Below are 25,884 nucleotides of genomic sequence, written 5' to 3' on the forward strand. Positions count from 1 at the left end.
GCCGGGTACGGGTCGTCGCCACGGTGACGAGAGCGGGGGCGGACGCGATGCGGCGATGGTGGACGGCGGTCGCCGTGAGCGGCGTGACGGCCCTGGCGTTGGCCGGCTGCGCCGCTGCGGCGGGGGTGGACCGGAACCTCACCGACGACTGGCCGGCGCTGGCCGCGCCCCAGGGTTTCGTGCCCACCGAGGGCGCCTGCCACGCCGGCGTGCAGGACGTCGGCTACCGCAGTGGCTGGAACCCGGTCGACTGTGCCGGGTCACACCGCACCGAGACGATGCACGTGGGCACCCTGACCGGGGCGAACGCCGGCCCGACGGCTCCCCCGGCGGACGGTTCGCCGGCCATGCGGGCGGCCCGCGCCGAGTGCGACCGGGAGGTCGGCCGGCAGGTCGGCGGGGACTGGCGGGCCGGCCGGCTCGGCCTCACCGTCGTCTTCCCCTCCCCGCAGGGCTGGACCGGCGGGGCCCGCTGGTTCCGCTGCGACGTCAGCGAGATCAAGAGCATCGACGAGCCCGGGGTCAACCCGCGGACCGGCAGCCTCAGGGGCGTGCTGGCCGGCGACACCGATGTCAAGCTCGGCTGCTTCAACCCGAAGGTCGCCCGGGACGACGTCCAGGCGATGGTCCCGGTCTCCTGCGCCACCCGGCACCACGCGGAGTTCGTCGGCGTGTGGCAGGCCCCGGACGTCAGCTACGCCGAGTTCACCCGCGCCGGCAACCGGGTCCACCAGGGCTGCCTCGGCCTGATCGCCCGGTACGCCGGCGTGCCGAAGGACGGCGACCTGAAGTTCCGGGCCGGCTCGATCTACTACCACCCGGTCGAACCGGAGTGGCGCAGCGGCAACCGGGGGGTGCAGTGCTTCCTCTGGCTCAGCGACCGGGCGCTGACCCGCTCGCTCAAGGGCGCCGGCACCCGGGCCCTCCCGGTCCGCTGACCCGGGCCGCGTCGGTCCGCTGACCCGCGCCCCCGTCGGCCGCCGCGTCGGGTGGGATGCCCACCCGACGCCCACCCCGAGGCGGTCACCCCGAGGCGGTGACGCACCGCCGGGCCGGGCCGCCTCGCCACCGGCAGGGTGCGGGTGGCGGGACGGCCCGGTCCGGCGGCTGGTGGTCAGCCCCGGCGCAGGACCGCGAGGAACATCGCGTCGGTGCCGTGCCGGTGCGGCCAGAGCTGCACCGTCGGCCCGTCCCCCAGCCCCGGCATGCCGGCCGGCAGCAGCGTACGGGCGTCGACGAAGTCCGCCGGCACCCCGGCACGCCGGGCCGCCTCGGTGACCGTCACGTGCGTCTCCACCGTGTGCGGGGAACAGGTGACGTAGGCGACCAGGCCACCCGGGCGGGTCGCCCGCAGCGCGGCGGTGAGCAGCTCGCGCTGCAACCGGGTCAACGGCGGCAGGTCCGACGGCTGCCGCCGCCAGCGCGACTCGGGCCGGCGGCGCAGCGAACCCAGCCCGGTGCACGGGGCGTCGACCAGCACCCGGTCGAAGTGCTCCTCCGGCAGCTTCGGGTCCGCCCCGACCGTACGTCCGTCGGTGTGCAGCACGGTCACCGGCAGCCCCCGGGTGGCCTGTTCGACCAGCCGGGCCCGGTGCTCCGAGACCTCCACCGCGGTCAGCCGGGTACCCCGCTGCGCGGCGATCGCGCCGAGCAGACCGGACTTGCCGCCCGGACCGGCGCACAGGTCGAGCCAGCGGCCGTCGGGCCCGTCCAGCGGGGCCACCGCCAGGGCGTTCGCCACCAACTGGGAGCCCTCGTCCTGTACGTGTGCCCGACCGTCGGCCAGCGCCGGCAGGTCGCCCGGAGCGCCGCCGCCCAGGTAGACCGCGTACGGGGAGAAGGCGCCCGGAGCGCCGCGGACCTCGTCGGCCAGCTCCACCGGGTCGGCCCGGCCCGGCCGGGCGCACAGGTGCACCGGCGGGCGCTCGTTGTCCTCGATCAGCAGGCGGGTGGTCTCGCCCAGGTCCCCGCCGAGCGCCTCGGCGAAGGCCCGCACGATCCACTGCGGGTGGCTGTACGCCACCGACAGGTGACCGATCGGGTCGGCCTCCAACGCCGGGGCGAGCTTCGCCACCCAGGCGTCGACGTCCCGGTCGGCGACCTCGCGCAGCACCGCGTTGGCGAAACCGGTGGCGCCCGGCCCGACCGTACGGACCAGGTCGACCGTCGACGACACCGCCGCGTGCGCCGGCACCCGGGTGTGCAGCAACTGGTACGCCCCCAGCCGCAGCGCGTCGCGCACCGGCGGGTCGATCCGGGCGACGTCCCGGCCGGCCGCGTCGGTGATGATCGCGTCCAGGGTGCCGGTCTGGCGCAGGGTGCCGTAGGTCAGCTCGGTGGCGAAGGCGGCGTCCCGCCCGGCCAGCCCCTCCTCGCGGAGGATCGCCGGCAGCACCAGGTTGGCGTACGCGTCGTCGCGGTGCACCGCCGCCACCGCCTGGTACGCGGCGAACCGGGGCAGGTCCACCGCCGGCCGCGCCGGCCGGCCGGGACGCCCGCCACGCCGGTCGGCGCCAGCGCGGTCACCCCACCCGCCACCCCGGGTGGGTCGCTCGTCCCGGAAACCACCGGCGGACCGGTCACCGCGGGGGCCGCCGGAGGGCCGCTCGGGGCGGTCGCCCCGGAAGCCGCCGGACGGGCGCTCGCGGGGCTGCTCGTCGGTGCCCGACGCGGGACGCTGGTCGTCGGCGCGGCGCTCGGGCCGATCCGCTGCCCCGGTCACGCGAGCTCCTCCCCGGCGCCGACCCGGACGCCGCGCGCCCAGTCGGTCGCCGGCATGGCCTTCTTGCCGGCCGCCCGGACCTCACCGAGCCGCACCGGCGTCGTCGCCGTTCCGGCGAGCACCCGGGACTTCTCCACCAGCAGCTCACCCGGCTTCAACTCGGGACCGTCGGGCACCGGGAGCACCGTTCCGAGCTTGACCCGGTCGCCCCGGAAGGTCGTCCACGGGCCGGGGGCCGGGGTGCAGGCGCGGACCCGTCGGTCCACCGCGAACGCGGGGTCGGTCCAGCGCACCCGGGCATCCTCCACGGTCAGTTTCGGGGCCAGGGAGACCCCGTCGGCGGGCTGCGGCTCGGCCCGGGCGGTGCCCGCCTCGATCGCGTCCAGCACCGCCACCAGCAGGCCGGCACCGGACTCGGCGAGGCGGTCCAGCAGCGCGCCGGAGGTGTCGGCGGGACGGATCTCGTCGGTCAGGGTGCCGAAGACCGGACCGGTGTCCAGCCCCGCTTCGAGCTGGAAGACGCTGGCCCCGGTCAGCTCGTCGCCGTGCAGCACCGCGTGCTGCACGGGGGCCGCGCCCCGCCACGCGGGCAGCAGCGAGAAGTGCAGGTTGACCCAGCCGTGGCGGGGGATGTCCAACGCCACCGGGGGCACCAGCGCGCCGTAGGCGACCACCGGCACGCAGTCGGGGGCCAGCTCACGCAGCCGGTCGAGGAACTCGGGGTCGCGCGGCTTGGCCGGGGTGAGCACCTCGACGCCGTGCTCGTCGGCCCAGCCGCCGACGGGCGAGCGGACCAGGCCCCGGCCCCGGCCGGCGGGGGCGTCGGGACGGGTGACCACCGCCAGCAGCTCGTGCCCGGAGGCGTGCACGGCGGCCAGGGCGGGGACGGCGACAGCCGGCGTGCCGGCGAAGATCAGACGCACCGGCGGCTCACCGACCCAGACCGAAGGGGCTGCCGGCGACGTGCGGGCTCGGCTTGACCGTCGGCGGGGCGGCCGGGTCGTACCACTCGGCCTGGCGGATCGCCTTCATCGCCTCCTTGCGCCCGGCCGGGTCCAGCCGGTCGAGGAAGAGCACCCCGTCGAGGTGGTCGGTCTCGTGCTGGACGCAGCGGGCCATCAACCCGGTGCCGACGATCTGCAACGGATCGCCGTGGCCGTTGAAGCCCTTGGCGATCACGTTCTGCCGGCGCTTGGTGTCGAAGTAGAGGCCGGGGATGGACAGGCAGCCCTCCGGGCCGTCCTGCTCCTCGGCGTCGGGGAACTCCAGCACCGGGTTCACCAGGTGGCCGACCACGTCGTCCACCTCGAAGGCGAAGACCCGCAGGCCCACGCCGAGCTGCGGGGCGGCCAGGCCGGCGCCGCCCTGCTCGCGCATCGTGTCGGTGAGGTCGGCGATGAGCCTACGCAGCTCGACGTCGAAGTCGACGACCGGATCGGCCGGCGTGCGCAGCACCGGATCCCCGAACAGACGGATGGGCTGGACGGTCACGCGGTGTGGCTCCTTCGGCTGGGCGGCGTGGTGCCGTACCAGTCTACGGAGTGCCGGGCGCCGCGCCGGCCGGCGTACCGTGCTGGGCCGGTACGGATGCCGTGTCGGTGGTCACCGGCAGGGTCTGGTAGCCGCGCAGGGTGAGCCGGGTCCGCCGGGTCGGCCGGCCGGCGAGGGCCAGCCCGGGCAGCCGGCGCAGCAGCAGCGGGAAGGCGACCTGCGCCTCCAGCCGGGCCAGCCCCGCGCCGAGACAGTAGTGCGGCCCGGCGCCGAAGGAGAGCGGGTGGACCGGCGGACGCCACGGGTCGAACCGCTCCGGCTCCGGGTAGCGCAGCGGGTCCCGGTTGGCCGCCCCGAGCAGCAGGAGCAGCCAGCTCCCCGGCGGGATGTCGACGCCGCCGTGGCTGGTGCCGGCACCGCTGATCCGGGTGGTGAGCTGGACCGGGGAGTCGATGCGGAGCAGCTCCTCGACGTAGCCGGGGGCGAACTCCGGGTGGTCGCGCAGGGCGGCGGCCTCCCGGGGGTGGTCGAGCAGCACGACCAGCCCGTTGCCGAGCAGGTTGGTGGTGGTCTCGAAGCCGGCGACCAGCAGCACCACCAGGTTGGCCAGCAGCTCGTCGCCGGAGAGCCGGTCGCCGTCGGCGTCGTGCACCTGGACCAGGTCGGTGGTCAGGTCGTCGGCGGGCGCCCGCCGGCGGGCCTCGACCAGCTCGGCGAAGTAGTCCCGCAGTTCGGTGGCGCCCCGGTCGGCCACGGCGAGCTCGGCGGGGGTGATCTCCGGTTCCAGCACCCCGGTCAGGTCGGCGGCCCAGCGGCGGAAGAGCGGCCGGTCGGCCGCCGGCACGCCGAGCAGCGCGCAGATCACGCCGACCGGCAGCGGGTACGCGAAGGACTCCAGGAAGTCGACCGGCTCCCCGGGCCGGTCCCCCGCGACCATCCGGTCCACCAGCTCGTCGGCCTGGGTCTCGACGACCGACCGCAGGGCGGCGATCCGGCGCGGGGTGAACGCGCCGGCCGCGAGCCGGCGCATCCGGCTGTGGTCCGGCGGGTTGGTGCGCAGCATCGACCGGGAGATCGACGCCACCGCCGGGCTCTCCCGCCAGCCGGGCAGGAACTGGTCGCGCAGCGCGTCGTCGAGCACCCCGAAGCGCGGGTCACGGAGGATCTCGTCGGCCTCGGCGTGGCCGGTGACCACGAAGAAGACCGGACCGGCCTGGACCACCGGGCCGTACGCCCGCAGCCGTTCGTAGGTGGGATAGGGGTCGACCCGCCCCTGGGGTGACATGAGCAGCGCCAGCGCCTCGGCAGCGTCCATGACCGGCCTCCCGTCGATGCGTCGGAAGCCTCCATCATGCGTGCCCGGGACCCGTCCGGGCGACCCGTCGGGCGGCCGGCGCGGACCGGTACGGGGCGCGCGGGGACGGGCCCTGGCGGCGGAGGAGGACCGCCCCGGCCGGACGGGACCGGCCGGGGCGACGGGCTCAGGCGCCGGCGCCGGCGCCGGGCTCTCCGGCCAGCACCGCGTCCCCGCCGAGCAGGGCGTGCTCGGGAACCGGAAGCCCGGTGCCGTGGGCGACCGCCCAGTCGTGGACCAGGCTCGGCCGGACCTGGGCGGCGAAGTAGTCGACCGCGCTCAACCCGCCGACCACCGGCTCGTCCACCTCGGCGACCAACTGCGCCGGCACCAGCGGGAAGCCGTTCTGCAGGGCGGCACTGAGCCGGCGGTGGCCGTCGACGACGAAGAAGTACTCGCCGGTGTAGCCGATCCGCAGCGGTTCGAGGGCCTCGTCCCCCGCCTCGGCCAGCTCGCCGACGAACTCGGAGTCCCACAGGCCACGCAGGGTGGCGATGTCCTCGGTCGGGTAGACCCGGGCCGGGTCGAGCAGCAGCAGCGGCGGGGCGTCGCGCAGCACGTCCGCGCCGAGCCGGCCCTCGTACGCGTCGACGATGTGCGTGATGACCTCGGCGGCGGAGGCCCGGGTGGTGTCGCAGACCAGGTCGTAGTTGCGCAGCCGGGCCTTGTCGACGCCGTACCGGACGATGAACCGGTTCCGTTCGCTCTCACTGCGCTCGCGGAGCTTGGCCTCCGCCTCCGCCAGCGAGGTGTAGCTCTCGGCCGGGCCGGAGGGGCGCAGCAGCACCCGCCGGGCCGCCTCGGCCGGCTCGGTGATCATGTGCACCTTGAGAGCGTCGGTGAAGAAGTGCCAGGCCAGCCGGGAGTCCATGACGAGCGACTCGCCGGAGGCGGCGATGTCCCGCTGGAGCTGGTCGACGTAGCCGTCGACGGCCTGGTCCAGCTCGGCGTGCAGGTTGAGCTGGAGGGCGGTCATCTGCCGCTCCTGCGCCATCTGCCGGTAGAGGTCACCGACGCTGACCCGGCGCAGGCCGAGCCGCTTGGCGATCTCGACGGAGACGGTGCTCTTGCCGCTGCCGAGATCACCGTTGAAGACGATCGACTGACGAACGGTCACGACTGGTCCACCCCTGCTCACCGGCTGCTTGACATCATCGATCTGGCGTCGGCTCGACGCGCTCCCGCCTTCGTCGCGCCATCCGTGCGCCCGGGCATGACGGGCGATGCTATCACGCAGGCGCCCGTCATCCGCCGGACGCGGTGTGCGTCGGACGGCTGGCCGGCCCCCGGTGCCGGCCGGACCGGTGGCTCAGAACAGGCTCAGCGGATCGACCTGGAGGCGGACCGGGTCGGCGGCCCTGCGGGCGCTGCGGACCCCGGCGGCGGTGTGCAGCGCCTCGGCCAGTTCGGCGGCCCGGGACCGGGGCACCCGGACCAGCATCCGTTCCCGGCCCTCGTCGGCGGGGACCGGGCCGAGCACCTCCGCCCCGTCCGGCAGCCGGGCCTGGGCGAGCAGGTCGGCCACCGCGTCGGCCACGCCGGTGACGCTGGCCATCTTCACGGCCGGCGGGAAGCCCAGTTCCCGGCGCTCGGCCAGCTCCCGGGCCGCGAACCAGCCCGGGTCCCAGCGCAGCAGCGCCTGCACCGGGGCGAGGGCGCCGTCGGCGACCACCACCACCCGTCCGCCGGCCGGCGCGGGCCGGGCCAGGGCGGCGGCGGACAGCCAGCGTCGCAGGGTCTCCTCACCGGCCCGCAGGTCGGCCCGGGTGAGCAGGGCCCACGAGTCGAGCAGCAGGACCGCGCCGTAGCCGCCCTCGGCCACCGGTTCGGCGCCCGGCGTGGCGACGACCAGTCCGGCGCCGCCCGGCACGGTGGCCAGCACCTCCTCCCGGCCGGAGGTGCGCACCGGCACCCCGGGAAAGGCCCGACCCAGCTCCTCGGCGGTACGCCGGGCACCGGTGACGGCGGCCCGCAGCCGCCGTCCACCGCACTGTGGGCAGGCGTACGCGGCGGTGACCCGGCCGCACCAGCGGCAGGCGGGCGGGGTGTCGGCGGCGCGCAGCGCCAGCGGGCCGGCGCAGTGCGGGCAGCGGGCCGGGGTCCGGCAGTCGGCGCAGGACACCGAGGGCAGGTAGCCGCGCCGGGGCACCTGGACCAGCACCGGCGCGTCCGCGCGCAGGGTGTCCCGGGCGGTGGTCCAGGCCAGGCTGGGCAGCCGGGCGGTGGCGGCGCCCGGGTCCCGGGCCAACTGCGGGTCGTCGCCGGTCGGCGCGATGGCCGGGGTACGCGCCCGCAGGGTCGCCCGGTCGGCGACCACCTCGCGGGCCCACCCCGTCTCCACCAGCAACTGCCCCTCGGCGGTCCGGGTCCAGCCACCGACCAGCGCGGCGGCCTCGGCGAGCTGGGCCCGGGTGAGCAGCACCTCCCGGGCGTGCGGGTACGGCGCGCGTGGCTCGGCGTGCAGGTCGTCCCCGTCGTCCCAGACAGCCACCAGGCCGAGCCGGCGCACCGGGGCGAACATCGCCGCCCGGGTGCCGATCACGACCGGCACGTCGCCCCGGCTGGCGGCGAGGAAGGCCCGGTAACGCCGGGCCGGACCCAGCGCGGCGGAGAGGGTCACGTGCCGGTCCGGGCCGAGCACGGCGGTCAGCGCCACGTCGAGGCGGTCCAGGTCCCGGGCGTCGGCGACGACGACCACCGCGCCCCGGCCACCGGCGACGGTGGCGGCCACCGCGTCGGCGTACCGGGCGGCCCAGTCCTCGCCGGCCAGCGCCGACCAGACCGCGCGCGGGGCCCGGCCGGCGGTGAGCGCCCTGAGGTACGCCGGGCCCGCCGGATAGTCCCGCCACCCCCGCGGGTCGACGGTGGGCCGGGTGCCGGGCGGCGCGGCAGCCGGCTCCGGGGCGACAGCCGGCTCAGGGGAGTTAGCCGGCTCCGGGGCGACGGCGGCCGGCTCCGGGGCGACGGCGGCCGGCTCCGGGGCGGCTCTCGGTTCCTTCTCGACCCGGGCGTGCCGGGGCGGGACGGCCAGCCGGAGCACGTCGGCGAGGCCGCCGGCGTATCGGTCGGCGACCGCCCTGGCCAGCCGGGCCACCTCCGGCGCCAGCACCGGTTCCGGGGAGACGACCTTCTCCAGGTACGCCAGCTTGCCGCCGTGGGCGGAGGCGTCGACGCGCGCCAGCAGCCAGCCGTCGACGAGCTGGCCGGCGAAGCGGACCTTCACCCGCACTCCGGGGACCGCGTCGGCGTCCAGCCCGGCGGGGACCAGGTAGTCGAAGGGACGGTCGAGGTGCGGCAGCGGGACGTCCACGCAGACACGAGCGACCGGCGACCCGTCGGCGGGTCGCCGGTCGCTGCGCGTGGTGCCGGTCAGGCTCCCGCTACCGACTTCAGGTCGGCGGCCCGCTCGGTGCTCTCCCAGGTCAGCTCCGGCAGCTCGCGGCCGAAGTGGCCGTAGGCGGCGGTCTGCTGGTAGATCGGGCGGAGCAGGTTGAGGTCCCGGATGATGGCGGCCGGGCGCAGGTCGAAGACCTCGGTGACGGCCTTCTCGATCGAGGCGACCGGCACGGTCTCGGTGCCGAACGTCTCGATGAAGAGGCTGACCGGGTGCGCCTTGCCGATGGCGTAGGCGACCTGCGCCTCGCACCGCTCGGCCAGGCCGGCGGCCACCACGTTCTTGGCCACCCAGCGCATCGCGTACGCGGCGGAACGGTCCACCTTGGACGGGTCCTTGCCGGAGAACGCGCCGCCGCCGTGCCGGGCGTAGCCGCCATAGGTGTCCACGATGATCTTCCGGCCGGTCAGGCCGGCGTCACCCATCGGGCCACCGATCTCGAACCGGCCGGTCGGGTTGACCAGCAGCCGGTAGCCGTCGGTGTCCAGGCCCAGGCTCTCCAGCTCCGGGGCGATGACGTGCTCGCGCACGTCCGGGGTGAGCAGCGACTCCAGCGAGATGTCCGCGGCGTGCTGGCTGGACACCACGACGGTGTTCAGCCGGACCGGGCGCAGGCCCTCGTACTCGATGGTGACCTGGGTCTTGCCGTCCGGCCGCAGGTACGGGATGGTCCCGTCCTTGCGCACCGCGGACAGCCGTCGGGCCAGCCGGTGCGCCAGCGCGATCGGCAGCGGCATCAGCTCCGGCGTCTCCGCGCAGGCGAAGCCGAACATCATGCCCTGGTCGCCGGCGCCCTGCGCGTCCAGCGCGCTCTCCGACGTCCCGGTGCGCAGCTCGAAGGCGTTGTCGACGCCCTGGGCGATGTCGGGCGACTGGGCGCCGATGGAGACGCTGACGCCGCAGGAAGCGCCGTCGAAGCCCTTCTTCGACGAGTCGTACCCGATCCCCAGGATCGTCTCGCGGACGATGGTCGGGATGTCGGCGTACGCCTTGGTGGTCACCTCGCCGGCGACGTGGACCTGGCCAGTGGTGATCAGCGTCTCGACGGCGACCCGGCTGTGCGGGTCCTGGGTGAGCAGGGCGTCGAGGATCCCGTCGCTGATCTGGTCGGCGATCTTGTCCGGGTGGCCTTCCGTGACCGATTCGGACGTGAAGAGGCGGCGTGTCACGGCACTCCTAAGCTCTTTTAGAAAGTCGTTCGGGGCAGTCTAGTCACCACGGAGCACCGCAATCGACCGGGCAAGTGCTCTATCCATCGTTCAGGACCGGGCGGCCCACCGGGCGAGCACGAGGTCCCAGACGTTGTCGGCCAGGTCCTCCTTGGCTTGTTCGGGCAGGGTGTGCACGGTGCCGTCCGCGCCGATGACGGTCGCCGCGTTGGTCTCGGCGCCGAAGACCTTGTCGACTCCGACCTCGTTGACCACGACGAGGTCGGCCCGCTTGCGGGCGAGCTTGGCCCGACCGTTGGCCTCGGCGTCGCCGGTCTCGGCGGCGAACACCACCAGCACCTGCTCCGGTCGACGGCGTCTCCCCAGCTCGGCGGCGATGTCCGGGTTGGTGACGAGCGCGATGGTGGGAGCGGGGCCGTCGTCCGACTTCTTGATTTTGCCAGCCGCGTAGGTCGCCGGACGGAAATCGGCCGGAGCCGCGGCCATCACCACCGCGTCGGCGTCCTCGGCCGCCGCCAGGGTGGCCGTGCGCAGTTCCTCGGTGGTGCCCACCCGGACCAGGTCGACCCCGGCCGGGTCGGGCAGCGACACGTTCGCGGCGATCAGCGTGACCCGGGCACCCCGGGCGACGGCCGCGCGGGCGAAGGCGTAGCCCTGCTTGCCGGAGGAGCGGTTGCCCAGGAAACGGACCGGGTCCAGCGGCTCACGGGTGCCGCCGGCGGTGACCACCAGGTGCCGGCCGGCGAGGTCCGCCGGGGCGTCGACGCCCCGGGCGAGGGCCCGGCGGACGATCGCGAAGATCTCGGCCGGGTCGGGCAGCCGGCCCTTGCCGCTGTCCGCCCCGGTGAGCCGGCCGACCGCCGGCTCGACCACCCGGACACCCCGGGCGCGCAGGGTGGCGACGTTGGCGACGGTGGCCGGGTGCTCCCACATCTCGGTGTGCATCGCCGGGGCGAGCACCACCGGGCAGCGGGCGGTCAGCAGGGTGTTGGTGAGCAGGTCGTCGGCGAGTCCGTGGGCGGCCTTGGCGAGCAGGTCCGCGGTGGCCGGCGCGACCACCACCAGGTCGGCCCCCTGGCCGAGCCGGACGTGTGGCACCTCGTGCACGTCGGACCAGACGTCGTCGGCGACCGGCTGACCGGAGAGCGCCGCCCAGGTCGGCGCCCCGACGAAGCGGAGCGCCGACGACGTCGGCACGACCCGGACCCGGTGGCCCGACTCCGTGAGGAGCCGCAGCAGCTCACACGCCTTGTAGGCGGCGATGCCACCGCCGACCCCGAGAACGATCTCGGCGGACATCGGGGGTACGGGTGTTACGGCTGGTCGGTCGGTTCGGCGGTGAGCAGGCCCGCGTTGATCTCGCGCATGGCGATGGAGAGCGGCTTCTCCTGCGGGGTGGTCTCCACGAGCGGGCCGACGTACTCGAGCAGGCCCTCGCCGAGCTGGCTGTAGTAGGCGTTGACCTGACGCGCCCGCTTGGCGGCGAAGATCACCAGCGCGTACTTCGAGGTGGTCTTCTCGAGGAGCTCGTCGATCGGCGGGTTGGTGATGCCCTCGGGGTTGGCGATGGATCCCACGAATAACCTCTGCGTCTGAAGTGTCCGCGCGAGCGCGGCTGGTCGCTCAGCCGCGCGAGCACGGCCGGGCGGGAGCCAGATAGGAAGAACCGAGCAAGCCTACCAGTTCGGTCACGGCCCGCTCGGTGTGGTCGTGCCGGACGGTGTGTCCGGCGGCTGCGGCGACCGCCGGAACCGGGCGGTGCCCGGGCGGCAGGAGCAGTACGAGGTGCACCTCCGGCAGGGCCGCCCGGACGCTGAGCGCCCCGGGCAGGTCGAGCGGCAGCAGCACGTGCTGTCCCCGGGCCAGCCGCTCGCGCAGCGGACCGCGCGGCGTGCCCCGGCGGTACGGCCCGGCCCGGGACCACTCCAGCAGCTCGCCCGCGGCGATCATCCGGTCGAACTCGACCGGCTCACGGAAAAGCCGGTCGACGCCGTCGGACTCGTCGGGGCGGCGCGGCCGGGTGGTCACCGGCACCGGCACCCACACGAACGGCGAACGCGCCCGGAACAGCTCGACGACACCACCCCGGCCGGCACCCGAAGGTCCAGTCAGGACAGTGAGCCGAGCCGCCGGGCGCGCCTCGTCATCCGTGCTCACCGCTTGTTTCTACACGCTGCGGCGCTCAGTTGGCGGCGAACTCTCCAAGCAGAGCCTTGCGCTGCTGCTCGCCCAGTCCACGCAGCCGACGGCTGTCGGCGATCTTGAGCTTCTCATGATCTGGGTGGCCCGGATCTTGCCGATGCCCGGCATCGCCTGCAGGACGGCCGACACCTTGAGCTTGCCGACGACATCGTCGGACTCGGCCCGCTCAAGAACGGCGGCGAGGGTGGTCTTGCCCTGCTTGAGCTGCTCCTTCAGCTCAGCACGGGCCTTGCGGATCTCCGCGGCCTTCTCCAGCGCGGCAGCGCGCTGTTCGGGGGTCAGTGACGGGAGCGGCACCAGTTCTCCTCAGGTCCCTATCGCGACGGGCGGAACGCACCGACGCTCTGTGAAACGTGGTGTCGCTGGCAACCAAAGGGGTCCGTGGTTCCCAGCGCGGGGAAAACTAGCGTTCGCCGGAGCTTTCGGCAACGTGGACGCGCGATGATCAACATAAAGTGACCGAGCCGTCAGTCAGTTCCGGCAGCCAGCGCCTTCCGGCAGGCGGCCGCCGCACGGTCCGCCGCGGCCCGCAGCGCGGCGGGGTCCGGGCCGGCGTTCAGCACCTCACGCGAGTACGACGGGAGCACCGCCGGCAGGCTCGGGCCGAACACGGTCCGCAGGTCCGCCGCCGTCGCACCCTGGGCGCCGAGCCCGGGGGCGAGGAGCGGACCGTTGACCCGGGACAGGTCGTGGCCGGTGTCGCCGATCGTCGCGCCGACCACCAGACCAAAGCTACCGAGCGGTTCGGCACCCCTGTTGAGCTGCGAAATCTCATCGATCACGGTCTGCGCGACGGTACGTCCACCGGCGGTGACGGCACGCTGCACCGCCGCCCCCTCCGGGTTCGAGGTGAGCGCCAGCACGAACACTCCGCCACCGTGCGCGGCGGCGAGCTCGAACATCGGGGCCAGCGAACCTACTCCCAGGTAGGGGCTCGCGGTGAGCGCGTCGACATACAAGGGGCTGGATGGATCAAGGTACGCCGAGGCGTACGCCGCGACCGTCGATCCGATGTCGCCACGCTTGACGTCGAGGAGAACGAGCGACCCCGTCTCGCGCAACTGTCGGATAGTTGACTCAAGAATCGCCACTCCCCGGCTGCCGAAACGCTCGAAGAAGGCCGACTGGGGCTTGACCACCGCAACCCGGTCACCGAGCGCTTCCACCACGGTCCGGGCGAACCGCTCCAGCCCGCTGACGTCGTCCGGCAGCCCCCACCGGGCCAGCAGCCCGGGATGCGGGTCGATGCCCACGCAGAGCGGCCCACGCTCCGCCACCGCCCGGTGCAGCCGGGTTCCGAAGGTCTCCATCGACGCCCCTCTCGTCTCGCACTCCACTGGCCGGGCCGACGCTCGCCGCCCCGGTGTCGTCCCGGCCCCGCCGGGTCAGCCGGCCTTGACCGCGGCGGCGATCCCGGCGGCGATCCGGGCCAGGTCCGCGTCGTCGGTCAGGTACGGCGGCATGGTGTACACCAGGTCCCGGAACGGGCGCAGCCAGACACCCTGGGCCGCCGCGGCGGCCGTCGCCGCGGCCAGGTCCACCTCGTGGTCGAGCTGCACGACGCCGATCGCGCCCAGCACCCGGACGTCGGCCACCCCCGGCGCGCCGCGCAGCGGCTCCAGGCCGGCCCGCAGCCCGCTACCCACCCTGCTCACCTCGGCGGCCCAGTCGCCGGCCCGCAGCAGCCCCAGGGAGGCGTTGGCGACCGCACACGCCAGCGGGTTGCCCATGAACGTCGGGCCGTGCGCGAGCACCCCGCCGGCGGAGATGCCCCGGGCGACCTCCGGGGTGCACAGCGCCGCGGCCAGGGTGAGGTAGCCGCCGGTCAGCGCCTTGCCGACGCAGAGCACGTCCGGGGTCACCCCGGCGTGCTCCGCGGCGAACATGGTGCCGGTGCGGCCGAAACCGGTGGCGATCTCGTCGAAGATCAGCAGCACCCCGTGCGCCTGGGTCACCTCGCGCAGCACCCGCAGGTAGCCGGGGTGGTGGAAGCGCATCCCGCCGGCGCCCTGCACCACCGGCTCGACGATCACCGCGGCCAACTCGTCGGCGTGCCGGGCGACCGCGTCGGTCAGCGCCGTCACGTACGCCGGGTCGGGCGGGTCGTCGAAGCCACCGGGCGGCACCGGGGCGAAGACCTGCCGGGGCAGCACGTCCCCCCACAGGTGGTGCATGCCGCCCTCGGGGTCGCAGACGCTCATCGGGTGGAACGTGTCGCCGTGGTAGCCGCCCCGCCAGGTGCCCAGCCGACGGCGTGCCGGCCGCCCGGTGGCCCGCTGGTACTGGAGGCACATCTTGATCGCCACCTCGACGGAGACCGAGCCGGAGTCGGCCAGGAAGACGTGCTCCAGCCCGTCCGGGGCCAACTCGACCAGCGTCCCGGCCAGCCGTACCGCCGGTTCGTGGGTGAGCCCGCCGAACATCACGTGGCTCATCCGGCCGAGCTGGTCGGTGACCGCCGCGTCCAGCACCGGATGCCGGTAGCCGTGGATCGCCGCCCACCAGGACGACATCCCGTCGACCAGTTCCCGGCCGTCGGCCAGTCGCAGCCGGACCCCCTCGGCGCTCTCCACCACGTACGGCGGGCTGGCCGGTGGCAACGCCGCGTACGGGTGCCAGACATGCGCCCGGTCGGCGGTCAGGATCTCCTCGGGCGTCATGCGCTCTCCTCCGTACCCACGTCGGTGGCCGGTCCGGCGGGCGGCCCAGTCCCGGCCGCCCACCGGGGGTCGGCGCGGCGGCTGGACCCGCCGCCCGGACGGCGACGGCGGTCGGGGGACCGGCGGACGGCCGGTGTCGCGGCCACGGCGGCGGTGCGCCGGACGCGACCCGGGGGCCGCCGGCGGGCCCCCCGGCTCACCGGCCGCTCACCGGCCGTCCAGCCGGCGGGTTCCCGCCGACGGCGGCCGAGGCGCGGGCGACGGCCCGGACCAGTGCCGGGCCCCGGTAGATGAAGCCGGTGTAGAGCTGGACCAGGCTGGCCCCGGCGTCGAACATCCGGGCGGCGTCGTCCGGATCGAGGATGCCGCCGACGCCGATCACCGGCAGCCGGCCGCCGGTTTCCCGGTGCACGAAGGCCACCATCTCGCGGGCCCGCCCGGTCAACGGCCGGCCGGACAGGCCACCGGCCTCCGCGCCGCCGGCCCGGTCGGCGGGGGCGAGACCGTCCCGGGCGAGGGTGGTGTTGGTGGCGATCACTCCGGCCGCGCCCCGGGCCAGGCAGACCTCCAGCAGCTCGGCCACGGCCGGCTCGGTGAGGTCCGGGGCGATCTTCACCAGCACCGGCTTCTCGCCCACCAGGGCCGCCAGCAGGGCGTCCAGGTGCGCCCGGTCCTGCAACGCGCGCAGGCCGGGGGTGTTCGGGGAGGAGACGTTGACCGCGAAGTAGTCGCCGTGCCCGCGCAACGCCCGGTACGAGGCGAGGTAGTCCTCGACCGCCTCGTCCAGCGGGGTCACCTTGGACTTGCCGAGCGAGATGCCCAGCGGCACCCCCAGCGGGCGGGGCAGCGCGGCCAGCCGGGTCGCCAGGGCCCGCGCGCCGGCGTTGTTGAAGCCCATCCGGTTGACCACGGCCTCGCTGCCGGGCAGCCGGAACAGCCGGGGCCGGGGGTTGCCCGGTTGGGGCTGGGCGGTGACCGTGCCGACCTCGACGAAGCCGAAGCCGAGCGCCGGCCAGGCCGGCAGCGCCACGCCGTTCTTGTCCATCCCCGCCGCCAACCCCACCGGGTTGGGAAACTCCACCCCGAACACCGTCCGGGGGGTGCGGTGGAGGTAGCGCGCCCGCAGCAGCGACAGCGCCGCCGGCCGCCGGGACAGGGTCGCCAGTCGCCGCAATGTCCAGTCGTGCGCCGCCTCGGCGTCCCCACCCCCCACCCGGAACAGCAGGCCCCGCACCCCCTTCTCAAACACCACCACACCCACCCCCCGTCCCCGCCGTCACGCCGGCAGCACCACTGGTGATCAAGAGGTTTGCGTCATCGCACCAGCCGGTGGCTGACCGAAACCTCTTGATCACCACGGAGGTCACGGGGGTGGGGGTGGGGGTGGGGGTGGGGGTGGGGGTGGGGGTGGGGGTGGGGGTGGGGGTGGGGGTGGGGGTGGGGGTGGGGGTCATTGGGCGGCTCGGAGGGCGGCGTGGAGTTCCTGGAGGGGGCGGACCCGCATGTCGCCCCGGATGCGGGCCTCGATGCCCATCACCGCCGCCGCCGCGCCGGGCACGGTGGTGATGCACGGGATGTCGGCGGTGACGGCGGCGCTGCGGATCTCGTAGCCGTCCGAGCGGGCGCTCGCGCCGGAGCCCTGCGGGGTGTTCACCACCAGGGCCACGTCCCCGGCGAGGATCATCGACACCGCGTCCGCGCCCTCGCCCGCCTGGTAGTGCTTGCGGATCTGCTCGCAGGCGATGCCGTGCCGGCGCAGCACCTCGGCGGTGCCGGTGGTGGCGACGATCTCGAAGCCCAGGTCGGCCAGCCGCTTGATCGGGAAGATCATGCCGCGCTTGTCCCGGTTGGCCACCGAGACGAAGATCTTCCCGGCGGTCGGCAGCGACCCGTACGCGGCCGACTGGCTCTTGGCGAAGGCGTGCCCGAAGTTGGTGTCGATGCCCATCACCTCGCCGGTGGACTTCATCTCCGGGCCGAGCAGCGAGTCGACGCCCTTGCCCGACGGGGTGCGGAACCGCTTGAACGGCAGCACCGCCTCCTTCACCGCGATCGGGGCGTCGGCCAGCATGACGCCGCCGTCCCCGGTCGGCGGGAGCAGGCCCTCGGCGCGCAGCTCGGCGATGGTGGCGCCGAGCGCGATCCGGGCCGCCGCCTTGGCCAGCGGCACCGCCGTCGCCTTCGAGACGAACGGGACGGTACGCGAGGCCCGGGGGTTCGCCTCCAGCACGTAGAGCATGTCGTCCTTGAGCGCGTACTGGACGTTGAGCAGGCCCTTCACCCCCACCCCCCGGGCGATCGCCTCGGTGTAGCGGCGCACCTGGGTCAGGTGCGAGCCGGCCAGGGTGATCGGCGGCAGCGCGCAGGACGAGTCGCCGGAGTGGATGCCGGCCTCCTCGATGTGCTCCATCACGCCGCCCAGGTAGACCTCGCCGTCGGCGTCGCAGAGCGCGTCCACGTCGATCTCGATGGCGTCGTCGAGGAAGCGGTCGACCAGCACCGGGTGGTCCGGGGAGATGTCGGTGGCCCGGCCGATGTAGTCGCGCAGCGTGGCGTCGTCGTAGACGATCTCCATGCCCCGGCCGCCGAGCACGTACGACGGCCGGACCAGCACCGGGTAGCCGATCTCGTCGGCGATCGCCTTCGCCTCGTCGTACGAGGTGGCCATGCCGTGCGCCGGGGCGCGCAGCCCGGCCCGGGCCAGCACCGCGCCGAACGCGCCCCGCTCCTCGGCCAGGTGGATCGACTCCGGGGAGGTGCCGACCACCGGCACCCCGGCGTTCTTCAGCCGCTGCGCCAGCCCCAGCGGGGTCTGCCCGCCGAGCTGCACGATCACGCCGACCACGCCCGGCCCGCCGGCCGCCTTGCCGGACGAGTCCTCGGCGTGCCAGACCTCCAGCACGTCCTCGAAGGTCAGCGGCTCGAAGTAGAGCCGGTCGGCGGTGTCGTAGTCGGTGGAGACGGTCTCCGGGTTGCAGTTGACCATCACCGTCTCGTAGCCGCCGGCACCGGCACTGCCGGACCCGCCGGCACCGGCGAGCGGCGCGCTGCGCAGTGCCTGGACGGCGTGCACACAGGAGTAGTCGAACTCGATGCCCTGGCCGATCCGGTTCGGCCCGGAGCCGAGGATGAGCACCTTGGGCCGGTCCGAGGGGGCGACCTCGGTCTCCGAGTCGTACGTCGAGTAGTGGTACGGGGTGGTCGCCTCGAACTCGGCGGCGCAGGTGTCCACCGTCTTGTAGACCGGGCGTACGCCCAGCCGGTGGCGCAGGGTGCGCACGCCGTCCTCGGCGGCCAGCTCCGGGCGGAGCGCGGCGAGCTGCCGGTCGGACAGCCCGGCCCGCTTGGCCTGACGCAGCAGGTCGGCGTCGAGCACCGGGGCGTCCACGATCTCCGCGCGCAGCTCGACCAGCGCGGCGACCTGGTCCAGGAACCAGGGGTCCATCCCGCCGGACGCCTCGGCGACCTCGGCGATGGACGCGCCGAGCCGCAGCGCCCGCTCGACGGTGTAGAGCCGGCCGTCGTGCGGCATGCCCAACGCGGCGAGGGTGTTCTCCCGCGTCGCGCCGGCCGGGTCGGGCTGGGTCCAGAACCCGGCGGCCTTCGTCTCCATCGAGCGCATCGCCTTGTTCAGCGCCTCGCTGAAGTTGCGGCCCAGACTCATCGCCTCGCCGACCGACTTCATGGTGGTGGTCAGCTCCGGGTCCGCGCCGGGGAACTTCTCGAACGCGAACCGGGGGATCTTCACCACCACGTAGTCCAGGGTCGGCTCGAACGCCGCCGGGGTCTTCCGGGTGATGTCGTTGGGGATCTCGTCCAGGGTGTAGCCGATGGCCAGCTTCGCGGCGATCTTGGCGATCGGGAAGCCGGTCGCCTTCGAGGCCAGCGCCGAGGAGCGGGACACCCGGGGGTTCATCTCGATCACCACGATCCGCCCGTCGGCCGGGTTGACCGCGAACTGGATGTTGCAGCCGCCGGTGTCCACCCCCACCTCGCGCAGCACCGCGATGCCCAGGTCACGCAGGCGCTGGTACTCCCGGTCGGTGAGCGTCATGGCGGGGGCGACGGTGACGCTGTCACCGGTGTGCACGCCCATCGGGTCGACGTTCTCGATCGAGCAGACCACCACCACGTTGTCGTGCCGGTCGCGCATCAGTTCGAGTTCGTACTCCTTCCAGCCGAGCACGCTCTCCTCGATGAGCACCTCGTGCACCGGGCTGGCGGCCAGCCCGGCCCCGGCGATGCGGGCCAGGTCCTCGTCGGTGTGCGCCATGCCGGAGCCGAGGCCACCCATGGTGAACGACGGCCGGATCACCACCGGCAGGCCCAGCTCGGCGACGGTCGCCTCGACCTCGGCCATCGAGTGGCAGACCCGGGACCGGGGCACCAGGCCGGCCGGATCGGCCAGGCCCAGCCGTACGCCGGCCTTGGCGACGATCTCCTTGAAGAGCTGGCGGTCCTCACCCCGGTTGATCGCCTCGATGTTCGCGCCGATCAGCTCCACGCCGTACTTGTCGAGGACGCCCGCGGCGTGCAGGGCGACCGCGGTGTTCAGCGCGGTCTGCCCGCCCAGGGTGGGCAGCAGCGCGTCGGGGCGCTCCTTGGCGATGACCAGCTCGACGAACTCCGGGGTGATCGGCTCGACGTAGGTGGCGTCGGCGAACTCCGGGTCGGTCATGATGGTCGCCGGGTTGGAGTTGACCAGGCTGACCCGGATCCCCTCGCTGCGCAGCACCCGGCACGCCTGGGTGCCGGAGTAGTCGAACTCGCAGGCCTGACCGATGACGATCGGCCCGGAGCCGATCACCAGGATGTGCTTGAGATCGTCGCGCTTAGGCATTCGTGCCGCCCTCACTGTGGTTCCGGTCGGGGCCACGGCCCTCGATCAGCTCGGCGAAGCGGTCGAAGAGGTAGTCCGCGTCGTGCGGGCCGGCCGCCGCCTCCGGGTGGTACTGGACGGTGAAGGCGGGCACGTCGGTGGCCCGCAGCCCCTCGACCACGTTGTCGTTGAGGCAAACGTGCGACACCCGGACGCCGCCGAACTCGGTCTCGATCACCTGGTCGGGCACGACCGCGCCCTGCCCCGCCCCCGGCACCCGCACCGCGAAGCCGTGGTTGTGGCTGGTCACCTCGACCCTGCCGGTGGCCCGGTCGAGCACCGGCTGGTTGATCCCCCGGTGGCCGTAGCCCAGCTTGTAGGTGCCGAAGCCGAGCGCCCGGCCGAGGATCTGGCTGCCGAAGCAGATGCCGAACAGCGGGATCCGCCGGCTCAGCACGTCGCGGGCGAGCGCGACCGGGCCGTCGGCGGTGGCCGGGTCACCGGGGCCGGGCGAGAGGAAGACCGCGTCCGCGCCGGTGGCCAGCAGGTCGTCGACGGTGGAGCCGGCGGGCAGCACGTGGGTGGTGACGCCCCGGGCGGCGAGGCGGCGCGGCACGTTGCGCTTGATGCCCAGGTCGAGGGCGGCGACGGTGAACCGGTGGGTGCCCTCGGCCCGCACCACGTACGGCTCGGCGGTGGTCACCTCGGCGGAGAGGTCCGCGCCGGCCATCTGCGGGGACTGCCGGACCCGGGCCAGCAGGGCGCGCGGGTCGTCGTCGACGCTGGAGACGCCGACCCGCATCGCGCCGCGTTCGCGCAGGTGCCGGGTGAGCGCCCGGGTGTCCACCCCGGCGATCCCGACCACCCCCTCGGCGGCGAGCCGGTCCTCCAGCCCGCCGGTGGCCCGCCAGTTGGAGCCGATCCGGGCCGGGTCGCGGACCACGTAGCCGGCGACCCAGATCCGGCCGGACTCGTCGTCCTCGCCGTTGACGCCGGTGTTGCCGATGTGCGGTGCGGTCTGCACCACCACCTGCCGGTGGTAGGACGGGTCGGTCAGCGTCTCCTGGTAGCCGGTCATGCCGGTGTTGAAGACCGCCTCGCCGAAGGTCTCCCCGACGCTGCCGTACGCCTCGCCGTGGAAGGTCCGGCCGTCCTCGAGGACGAGGATCGCGGCTCTACGCTTACCCATCTACTGTCCCCGCCTTTCGTTCGCGGCTGCGGGACTCCGCTGCGCCGTGCTCCTCGCGCTCACTTGACAGCCTTTCCGTCCAGGACCGTCGGCTCGCCGCGCAGAAAGGTCGCCACGATGCGACCCGGCAGCGTCATGCGGGCGTACGGGGTGTTGCGACTGCGGCTGGCCAGCTCCGCGGGCTCGATGACCCGGCGGGCGGCCGGGTCGACCAGGGTGAGGTTGGCCGGGACGCCGGGTGCCGGGTCGAGGCCGTGGGAGTCGAGGCCGGCGATCCGGGCCGGGGCGCGGGACATCCGCTCGGCGATCAGGTCCCACTGCGGGCCGAGCACGTCCAGCGCGATCGACAGCGCCGTCTCCAGGCCGAGCATGCCCGGCCGGGCGTACGCCCACTCGCACTCCTTGTCCTCCACGGCGTGCGGCGCGTGGTCGGTGGCCACGATGTCGATGACACCCTCGGCCAGCGCGGCGCGCAGCGCGGCGACGTCGGCGGCGGTACGCAGCGGCGGGTTGACCTTGTAGACCGGGTCGTAGCTGGCCGCCCGCTCGTCGGTGAGCAGCAGGTGGTGCGGGGTGACCTCGGCGGTGACCCGGACCCCGCGTGCCTTGGCCTGGCGCAGCACCTCGACGCTGCCGGCGGTGGAGACGTGGCAGACGTGCAGCCGGCTGCCGACGTGCTCGGCGAGCAGCACGTCCCGGGCGATGATCGCCTCCTCGGCGACCGCCGGCCAGCCGGTCAGGCCGAGCCGGGTGGAGACCTCGCCCTCGTGCATCTGCGCGCCCTCGGTGAGCCGGGGCTCCTCGGCGTGCTGGGCGATGATGCCGTCGAACGCCTTGACGTACTCCAGCGCGCGGCGCATCAGCTTCGGGTCGGCGACGCAGTGCCCGTCGTCGGAGAAGATCCGCACCCGGGCCGCCGAGTCGGCCATCGCGCCCAGTTCGGCCAGCCGCTCGCCGGCCAGCCCGACGGTGACCGCGCCGATCGGCTGCACGTCGACCAGCCCGGCCTGGCGGCCGAGCCGCCAGACCTGCTCGACCACGCCGGCGGTGTCGGCGACCGGGGAGGTGTTGGCCATCGCGCAGACGGCGGTGTAGCCGCCCAGCGCCGCCGCCCGGGAGCCGGACTCGACGGTCTCGGCGTCCTCCCGGCCCGGCTCGCGCAGGTGGGTGTGCAGGTCGACCAGGCCGGGCAGGGCGACCAGCCCGGCGCCGTCGACGACGACGTCCGGCGCGGACAGCCCGGCGCCGGTCTCGGCGACGACGCCGTCGCGGATCAGCAGGTCGGTCGGCGCGGCGCCGACGACACTCACGCCTTTGATCAGGTACGCGGTCACCGGTTGTTCCCTCCGAGCAGCAGGTAGAGGACGGCCATCCGCACGGAGACCCCGTTGGCGACCTGTTCGACGATGGTGGAGCGGGGTGAGTCGGCGACCTCGGGGGTGATCTCCATGCCCCGGTTCATCGGGCCGGGGTGCATGACGATCGCGTGTCCGGGCAGCCGGCGCATGCGCGGACCGTCCAGGCCGTAGCGGCGGGCGTACTCGCGGGCGGAGGGGAAGTAGGAGTCGTTCATCCGCTCCCGCTGCACCCGCAGCATCATCACCACGTCCACCCCGGGCAGCACGGCGTCGAGGTCGTACGAGACGTCGGTGCCGTGACCGGGCGCGGCGACCGGGCCGTCCGCGCCGGGGACACCGGGTGGCGCGGCGCTCGCCCGGGCGGCCCAGTCGACCGGGATGAGCGTCGGCGGGCCGACCAGGGTGACCTTGGCGCCGAGGGTGGTCAGCAGCAGCACGTTGGACCGGGCCACCCGGGAGTGCAGCACGTCCCCGACGATCGCCACGTGCAGGCCGGCGAGCCGGCCCAGCCGGGAGCGCATCGTGTACGCGTCGAGCAGCGCCTGGGTGGGATGCTCGTGGGTGCCGTCGCCGGCGTTGACCACCGAGCCGTCCACCCAGTCGGCGAGCCGGTGCGGTGCGCCGGAGGCCGGGTGCCGGACGACCACCGCGTCGGCGCCCATCGCCTGGAGGGTGAGCGCGGTGTCCTTCAGGCTCTCCCCCTTGGTCACGCTGGACCCCTTGGCGGAGAAGTTGATCACGTCGGCGCTGAGTCGTTTGGCGGCCGCCTCGAAGGAGATCCGGGTCCGGGTGGAGTCCTCGTAGAAGAGGTTGACCACGGTCCGGCCGCGCAGCGCGGGCAGCTTCTTGACCTCCCGGCCGGCGACGGTGGCCATCTCGGCGGCGGTGTCGAGGATCTGGGTGGCGGTGTCGGCGTCCAGGTCGGCGCCGGAGAGCAGGTGCCGGATCATGCGGGAGACCCCCCGAAGAGCTTGACCTCGTCCACCCCGTCGGTCTCGGCGAGGGTGACCCTGACGCTCTCGGCCAGCGAGGTCGGGATGTTCTTGCCGACGTAGTCGGCGCGGATCGGCAGTTCCCGGTGGCCACGGTCGACCAGGACGGCGAGCTGCACGCAGGCGGGACGACCCACGTCGTTGAGGGCGTCGAGGGCGGCCCGCACGGTACGGCCGGAGAAGAGCACGTCGTCGACGAGGACGACCCGCTTGCCGTCGATGCCGCCGGGCGGTAGCTGGGTGGGGCCGACCGCGCGGGTGGCGTGCCGGCGCAGGTCGTCGCGGTAGAGCGTGATGTCGAGCACGCCGACCGGGACGTCGACGTCCTCGAAGGTGCTGATCCGGGCGGCGAGCCGCCGGGCGAGGGGGGCGCCCCGGGTGGGGATGCCGAGCAGGACGGTGTCGGCGGCGCCCTGGGTCTTCTCCAGGATCTGGTGGGCGATCCGGTCGACGACGCGCTGGACGTCGGCGCTGGCGAGGATCACCTTCACCGAGGGTTGTCGCTCCTGCGACGAGGGGGCAGCCGGTGGGCAGGCCACGGCGGACCTCCTTCCCCGCCTCACGGGACGGGTCGTTAAAGGACGTCTGGATCTCCGGTCGGGTCGCGGACGACCCGGACCGGGGCTTGCGGCCACGTTACCAGCGGTCACCGGGCCGATCGCCGGCACCCACTGATCCCCGGATCAGGGTGGCGAAATAGGGATAAGTCCCCCCGCGCTCCCCAACGGTAAGGTCACGAGCACTTGACCACGTGTCGCAATCCCCGTACCGTCACGCTCCGTAGCGATCGCTGGGAGAACCCCAAAGCACAGCACTGGGAGTGTCCGAATGCCCTCTGAATACGCCAAGTCGCTGGGCGCCCGCCTGCGCTCCATCCGCCAGCAGCAGGGCCTGTCCCTGCAAGGGGTGGAGGAGAAGTCGAACGGGCGGTGGAAGGCCGTGGTGGTCGGCTCCTACGAGCGCGGCGACCGGGCCGTCACCGTGTCCCGCCTGGCGGAGCTGGCCGACTTCTACCGCGTTCCCGTCTCGGAGCTGCTGCCCGACGGCAGCGGGGTGCGGCACGAGCCCACCAGCAAGATCGTCCTGGACCTGGAGCGGCTCTACGACGAGGCGTCCGAGGACCTCGCCTACGTCGCCCGTTACGCCCGCGCCATCCAGCAGCAGCGTGGTGACTACAACGGCCGGGTGCTCTCCATCCGCGCCGACGACCTGCGTGCCCTGGCGATCGTCTACGACGCCTCGCCGTCCGGGCTGATCGAGCGGCTGACCGAGCACGGCGTGCTGGTCGCCGACCCGCGGGCGTTCTTCGCCTCCTGACCGTCCGCACCACGACAGAGGGCCCGTGCCGTCCGGCACGGGCCCTCTGTTCGTCGCACTGGTCGCCACGCCGAAGCGGGGCGCGGGCCCGCGAGGCCACGCCGTCGTCGGGCGCGGTCCCGCGAGCGGGTCGGGTCGCGGTCAGCGGGTGGCGTACTCGGCGATCCGACCGAGGATGCCGTTGAGGAAGCGCGGCGAGTCGTCGGTCGACATCTGTCGGGCCAGCTCCACCGCCTCGCTGATCGCCACCGCGTCGTCGATCTCGTCGACGTAGAGCAGTTCGTAGACGGCGATCCGGGCCAGGTTGCGGTCGACGACCGGCATCCGGTCCAGCGTCCAGCCCTCGGCGTAGCTGGCGATCACCTCGTCGATCCGGTCCAGGTGGGCGGCCACCCCCTCGACCAGGCCGATCGCGTAGCCCAGGTGCTCGGGGCGCGGCTTCTCGATCCGCTCGACGTAGCCGGCGAGCACCTCGACCGGAGGCCGGTCCCGCAGGTCGGCCTCGAAGAGCACGTCCAGCGCCCGCTTACGCGCCTTGCGGCGCGACGGCATCTGCTGCTTGGGACCCTCGGCCATCAGGCTCGGCCGAGGTATCGGCCGTCGCGGGTGTCGACCTTGATCTTCTCGCCGGTGGTGATGAAGAGCGGCACCGGCACGGTGGCGCCGGTCTCGACGGTGGCCGGCTTGTTGCCACCGGTCGACCGGTCGCCCTGCAGGCCGGGCTCGGTGTAGGTGACCTCCAGCACCACGGAGGTGGGCAGCTCGATGTAGAGCGGCACGCCCTCGTGGGTGGCGACGGTCGCCTCGGCCTCGGGGAGGAGGTAGTTGGCCGCCTCGCCGACGGTGCCGCCGGGGACGGTGATCTGGTCGAACGTCTCCAGATCCATGAAGACGAAGTCCTCGCCGTCGGCGTAGAGGTACTGCATGGTGCGCTTGTCGACGGTCGCGGTCTCGACCTTGGTGCCCGCGTTGAAGGTCTTGTCGACGACCTTGCCGGACAGCACGTTCTTCAGCGTCGTGCGGACGAACGCCCCACCCTTACCGGGCTTGACGTGCTGGAACTCGACGACGGCCCAGAGCTCCCCGTCGAGGTTGAGTACCAGGCCGTTCTTGAGGTCGTTGGTGGATGCCATTTCCTGCCTTGATCATCAATTGGCGGACAGACCTGGCAAGTCTACTAGCTGCGTCTAATCGGCGACTCCGCCGTCTTCCGCCGC

22 protein-coding genes and 1 pseudogene are annotated in these 25,884 nt (G+C 74.0%); 2 read left to right on the top strand and 21 right to left on the bottom strand.

The features are described from left to right. The first annotated feature begins 47 nt into the window (after positions 1-47). The gene (locus tag ACIQG9_RS16055) at positions 48-938 is read left to right on the top strand and encodes a septum formation family protein (RefSeq protein ID WP_400403204.1); all 891 of its coding nucleotides are present in this window, start codon (positions 48-50) and stop codon (positions 936-938) included. Positions 939-1,114: 176 nt separating this feature from the next. On the opposite strand, the gene ACIQG9_RS16060 is transcribed toward ACIQG9_RS16055, so the two are convergent. From ACIQG9_RS16060 to pyrR, 19 genes and pseudogenes are all read right to left on the bottom strand, one after another. Further along, the gene (locus ACIQG9_RS16060) at positions 1,115-2,722 is read right to left on the bottom strand and encodes a transcription antitermination factor NusB (RefSeq protein ID WP_400402568.1); all 1,608 of its coding nucleotides are present in this window, start codon (positions 2,720-2,722) and stop codon (positions 1,115-1,117) included. Further along, positions 2,719-3,645 (bottom strand): methionyl-tRNA formyltransferase, encoded by a 927-nt coding sequence (fmt, locus tag ACIQG9_RS16065; RefSeq protein ID WP_400402571.1) that lies wholly within the window; start codon positions 3,643-3,645, stop codon positions 2,719-2,721. The genes ACIQG9_RS16060 and fmt overlap by 4 nt, the downstream gene beginning before the upstream one ends. 7 nt (positions 3,646-3,652) lie before the next feature. Continuing rightward, complete coding sequence (gene def / locus ACIQG9_RS16070) at positions 3,653-4,213, bottom strand: peptide deformylase (RefSeq protein ID WP_400402574.1); 561 nt, start codon at positions 4,211-4,213, stop codon at positions 3,653-3,655. Positions 4,214-4,256: 43 nt separating this feature from the next. Next, on the bottom strand, positions 4,257-5,528 hold the full coding sequence (locus ACIQG9_RS16075; RefSeq protein WP_400402577.1) for a cytochrome P450: 1,272 nt from the start codon (positions 5,526-5,528) through the stop codon (positions 4,257-4,259). A gap of 166 nt (positions 5,529-5,694) precedes the next feature. After that, complete coding sequence (locus ACIQG9_RS16080) at positions 5,695-6,684, bottom strand: AAA family ATPase (protein ID WP_400402580.1); 990 nt, start codon at positions 6,682-6,684, stop codon at positions 5,695-5,697. A gap of 192 nt (positions 6,685-6,876) precedes the next feature. Beyond that, positions 6,877-8,877, bottom strand: coding sequence for a primosomal protein N' (locus ACIQG9_RS16085; protein ID WP_400402583.1), 2,001 nt, complete (start codon positions 8,875-8,877; stop codon positions 6,877-6,879). A 59-nt stretch (positions 8,878-8,936) separates the two neighbouring features. Next, a complete protein-coding gene (metK, locus tag ACIQG9_RS16090; protein ID WP_400402586.1) occupies positions 8,937-10,130 on the bottom strand; it encodes a methionine adenosyltransferase in 1,194 nt (397 codons plus the stop codon). A gap of 90 nt (positions 10,131-10,220) precedes the next feature. Then, positions 10,221-11,429 carry a bifunctional phosphopantothenoylcysteine decarboxylase/phosphopantothenate--cysteine ligase CoaBC gene (gene coaBC / locus ACIQG9_RS16095; protein WP_400402589.1) on the bottom strand — a complete coding sequence of 403 codons (1,209 nt, stop codon included), beginning with the start codon at positions 11,427-11,429 and terminating at the stop codon, positions 10,221-10,223. A gap of 14 nt (positions 11,430-11,443) precedes the next feature. After that, a complete protein-coding gene (rpoZ, locus tag ACIQG9_RS16100; RefSeq protein ID WP_007075826.1) occupies positions 11,444-11,707 on the bottom strand; it encodes a DNA-directed RNA polymerase subunit omega in 264 nt (87 codons plus the stop codon). A gap of 46 nt (positions 11,708-11,753) precedes the next feature. Then, entirely contained in the window at positions 11,754-12,287 is a 534-nt protein-coding gene (locus ACIQG9_RS16105; RefSeq protein ID WP_400402590.1) for a guanylate kinase, read from the bottom strand. A 25-nt stretch (positions 12,288-12,312) separates the two neighbouring features. Continuing rightward, positions 12,313-12,629 (bottom strand): annotated as a pseudogene (gene mihF / locus ACIQG9_RS16110) (integration host factor, actinobacterial type). Between the two features lie 170 nt (positions 12,630-12,799). Then, a complete protein-coding gene (pyrF, locus tag ACIQG9_RS16115) occupies positions 12,800-13,642 on the bottom strand; it encodes an orotidine-5'-phosphate decarboxylase (protein ID WP_400402593.1) in 843 nt (280 codons plus the stop codon). Positions 13,643-13,717: 75 nt separating this feature from the next. Then, entirely contained in the window at positions 13,718-14,992 is a 1,275-nt protein-coding gene (locus tag ACIQG9_RS16120) for an adenosylmethionine--8-amino-7-oxononanoate transaminase (protein WP_400402596.1), read from the bottom strand. A gap of 196 nt (positions 14,993-15,188) precedes the next feature. After that, complete coding sequence (locus ACIQG9_RS16125; RefSeq protein ID WP_400402599.1) at positions 15,189-16,244, bottom strand: quinone-dependent dihydroorotate dehydrogenase; 1,056 nt, start codon at positions 16,242-16,244, stop codon at positions 15,189-15,191. A gap of 198 nt (positions 16,245-16,442) precedes the next feature. After that, positions 16,443-19,832: a carbamoyl-phosphate synthase large subunit gene (gene carB / locus ACIQG9_RS16130; RefSeq protein ID WP_400402601.1), complete on the bottom strand. Its 3,390-nt coding sequence runs from the start codon at positions 19,830-19,832 to the stop codon at positions 16,443-16,445. After that, positions 19,825-21,000, bottom strand: a complete 1,176-nt coding sequence (gene carA, locus ACIQG9_RS16135) for a glutamine-hydrolyzing carbamoyl-phosphate synthase small subunit (RefSeq protein WP_400402603.1) — start codon at positions 20,998-21,000, stop codon at positions 19,825-19,827. Before carA ends, carB begins: the two co-directional genes overlap by 8 nt. Positions 21,001-21,059: 59 nt before the next feature. Continuing rightward, a complete protein-coding gene (locus ACIQG9_RS16140) occupies positions 21,060-22,334 on the bottom strand; it encodes a dihydroorotase (RefSeq protein ID WP_400402606.1) in 1,275 nt (424 codons plus the stop codon). Further along, positions 22,331-23,308, bottom strand: a complete 978-nt coding sequence (locus ACIQG9_RS16145; RefSeq protein WP_400402609.1) for an aspartate carbamoyltransferase catalytic subunit — start codon at positions 23,306-23,308, stop codon at positions 22,331-22,333. Before ACIQG9_RS16145 ends, ACIQG9_RS16140 begins: the two co-directional genes overlap by 4 nt. Continuing rightward, a complete protein-coding gene (gene pyrR / locus ACIQG9_RS16150) occupies positions 23,305-23,889 on the bottom strand; it encodes a bifunctional pyr operon transcriptional regulator/uracil phosphoribosyltransferase PyrR (protein ID WP_400402611.1) in 585 nt (194 codons plus the stop codon). Before pyrR ends, ACIQG9_RS16145 begins: the two co-directional genes overlap by 4 nt. A 289-nt stretch (positions 23,890-24,178) precedes the next feature. Between pyrR and ACIQG9_RS16155 the strand changes: the two genes are divergently transcribed. Beyond that, positions 24,179-24,667 carry a transcriptional regulator gene (locus ACIQG9_RS16155; RefSeq protein ID WP_013285505.1) on the top strand — a complete coding sequence of 163 codons (489 nt, stop codon included), beginning with the start codon at positions 24,179-24,181 and terminating at the stop codon, positions 24,665-24,667. 141 nt (positions 24,668-24,808) lie between these two features. Here the strand turns inward: ACIQG9_RS16155 and nusB are convergent, their stop codons facing one another. Beyond that, complete coding sequence (gene nusB / locus ACIQG9_RS16160; protein ID WP_400403206.1) at positions 24,809-25,219, bottom strand: transcription antitermination factor NusB; 411 nt, start codon at positions 25,217-25,219, stop codon at positions 24,809-24,811. Positions 25,220-25,242: 23 nt separating this feature from the next. Then, complete coding sequence (efp, locus tag ACIQG9_RS16165; protein WP_377515019.1) at positions 25,243-25,800, bottom strand: elongation factor P; 558 nt, start codon at positions 25,798-25,800, stop codon at positions 25,243-25,245. Positions 25,801-25,884: the final 84 nt, after the last annotated feature.

The sequence above is a fragment of the Micromonospora sp. NPDC092111 genome, from assembly GCF_044755745.1.
Lineage (GTDB): Bacteria > Actinomycetota > Actinomycetes > Mycobacteriales > Micromonosporaceae > Micromonospora.

Excerpts from the sequence above, each read along its gene's own strand:
- ACIQG9_RS16055 (WP_400403204.1), top strand. The coding sequence starts at position 48 with ATGCGGCGATGGTGGACGGCGGTCGCCGTGAGCGGCGTGACGGCCCTG.
- ACIQG9_RS16075 (WP_400402577.1), bottom strand. The coding sequence starts at position 5,528 with ATGGACGCTGCCGAGGCGCTGGCGCTGCTCATGTCACCCCAGGGGCGG.
- coaBC (WP_400402589.1), bottom strand. The coding sequence starts at position 11,429 with ATGTCCGCCGAGATCGTTCTCGGGGTCGGCGGTGGCATCGCCGCCTAC.
- pyrF (WP_400402593.1), bottom strand. The coding sequence starts at position 13,642 with ATGGAGACCTTCGGAACCCGGCTGCACCGGGCGGTGGCGGAGCGTGGG.
- ACIQG9_RS16120 (WP_400402596.1), bottom strand. The coding sequence starts at position 14,992 with ATGACGCCCGAGGAGATCCTGACCGCCGACCGGGCGCATGTCTGGCAC.
- carB (WP_400402601.1), bottom strand. The coding sequence starts at position 19,832 with ATGCCTAAGCGCGACGATCTCAAGCACATCCTGGTGATCGGCTCCGGG.
- carA (WP_400402603.1), bottom strand. The coding sequence starts at position 21,000 with ATGGGTAAGCGTAGAGCCGCGATCCTCGTCCTCGAGGACGGCCGGACC.
- ACIQG9_RS16145 (WP_400402609.1), bottom strand. The coding sequence starts at position 23,308 with ATGATCCGGCACCTGCTCTCCGGCGCCGACCTGGACGCCGACACCGCC.
- ACIQG9_RS16155 (WP_013285505.1), top strand. The coding sequence starts at position 24,179 with ATGCCCTCTGAATACGCCAAGTCGCTGGGCGCCCGCCTGCGCTCCATC.
- nusB (WP_400403206.1), bottom strand. The coding sequence starts at position 25,219 with ATGCCGTCGCGCCGCAAGGCGCGTAAGCGGGCGCTGGACGTGCTCTTC.
- efp (WP_377515019.1), bottom strand. The coding sequence starts at position 25,800 with ATGGCATCCACCAACGACCTCAAGAACGGCCTGGTACTCAACCTCGAC.